2 protein-coding genes and 1 pseudogene are annotated in these 1,322 nt (G+C 57.9%); 2 read left to right on the top strand and 1 reads right to left on the bottom strand.

Going from position 1 to position 1,322, the window contains the following annotated elements:
• Positions 1-230: pseudogene (locus GCT19_RS42090) on the bottom strand (ISL3 family transposase); the annotation flags it as partial.
• Positions 231-430: 200 nt separating this feature from the next.
• Between GCT19_RS42090 and GCT19_RS42085 the strand changes: the two are divergent.
• Both GCT19_RS42085 and GCT19_RS42080 read left to right on the top strand, forming a co-directional pair.
• Entirely contained in the window at positions 431-892 is a 462-nt protein-coding gene (locus tag GCT19_RS42085) for a hypothetical protein (RefSeq protein ID WP_152855094.1), read from the top strand.
• A 9-nt stretch (positions 893-901) separates the two neighbouring features.
• Positions 902-1,322 (top strand): nucleotide-binding protein (locus GCT19_RS42080; protein ID WP_456299590.1); only part of this gene is annotated, 421 nt, incomplete at its 3' end.

Raw genomic sequence — 1,322 nt, 5'->3', positions numbered from 1 at the left:
GTGCGCACTTCGAGGTAGCAGTCATGCTGGAAAAAGTTCAGGTGCCGGTAACGCTTGACGATAGTGTCATGCACGGGATGCGCGCCGGCCACCTCAGGATGCGCGAAGCGGCTTCCGGCAGTGAAGTCGATCTGGATCGTCAGCAGCTTGGTGGCCGCGTCGAAATCGACGCCGCTCACGAACCACGGATCACTTACACCCAATGCGGCTTCGAACAGCTTGCTGTGCATGACCTGCCTTCGTCTTGATTATGCAGAAACCGGGACGATACCACCCACTGGAAATTCAACAGAGGCAAATATTTCTGATTCCGTCAAGTTCCTCTGTACTCCGATGTGTTCCGCCTATGCCGGGAATCGCTAGCAGCGGGTGTTGACGGCGAGTTTGAGCGTGTTCAAGATGAGATCAAGGTTGTGCGTCGGAGCAGGTCATGCCGGTTGTCAGGAGTTTCGCGCGGGGGCAATGGGAGGCGCTTGGACGCAGACTGGATGCGCTGCCGGAAAAGGCGACGAGTGATCAGCCGCTCAGGGTAAGCGATGGCGTCAAATCCATCCAGAAACAGATCGGCGCGGCGCGAGAAAAGGGCTACACGCTCGGTGAATTGATCGAACAGGCTGTACAGGAAGGTATCTACGTGACGCCGAATTCCTTGAGATATGCGATGCGCCGTGCGGAAGGAAAGGGGCGAGTTCGACGGACCGGAAAGGATACGGTACGAGACCATGCGGCAAGACCTGTGCGAGGCAGGAAGCCGTCGCAAGCGGATGCGACACTCGATGCGCCTTCGCGGGAAAGAACGCAGCAGAAAGGGGATGGCAGTGTGACCAGTCCTGGGCAACCGGTACAGGGCTTCCTCGGATTTCCGATCAGGCCGGATACCGAAAATCTGTAGAGGTGTGACATGGCAACGCAAAATCCCCCCATCTACATGGTCGGCGGCAGCAAGGGCGGCGTCGGAAAGAGCTTTGTGACGCTGGCGCTGGTTGATCACCTGCGATGGACTGATGTCAACGTGGTGCTGGTCGAGACGGACACGTCCAATCCGGATGTCATGAAGGCTGTTCACGGCGAGATCGAATGTGGGTCGTGCGATCTCGATGACGTGAGTGGCTGGATCGACTTCATCAATTTCTGCGACCGGCATCGTGATGCGACTGTCGTGGTGAACACCGCAGCGAGGAGCCAGACTGGCGTCGCGCATTATGGTGGGACGCTTGCTGGTACGCTAGATGAGCTGGCACGGCAGTTGGTTGTGCTGTGGGTGATCAATCGGCAACGCGACAGTCTGGAACTGCTGCTCAGGTTCGGTGCCACGTTCCCGA

The sequence above is a fragment of the Paraburkholderia atlantica genome, from assembly GCF_009362785.1.
GTDB classification, from domain to species: domain Bacteria; phylum Pseudomonadota; class Gammaproteobacteria; order Burkholderiales; family Burkholderiaceae; genus Paraburkholderia; species Paraburkholderia atlantica.
Note: the sequence above shows the minus strand (reverse complement) of the source record. Positions and strands in the feature narration are given on the sequence as shown.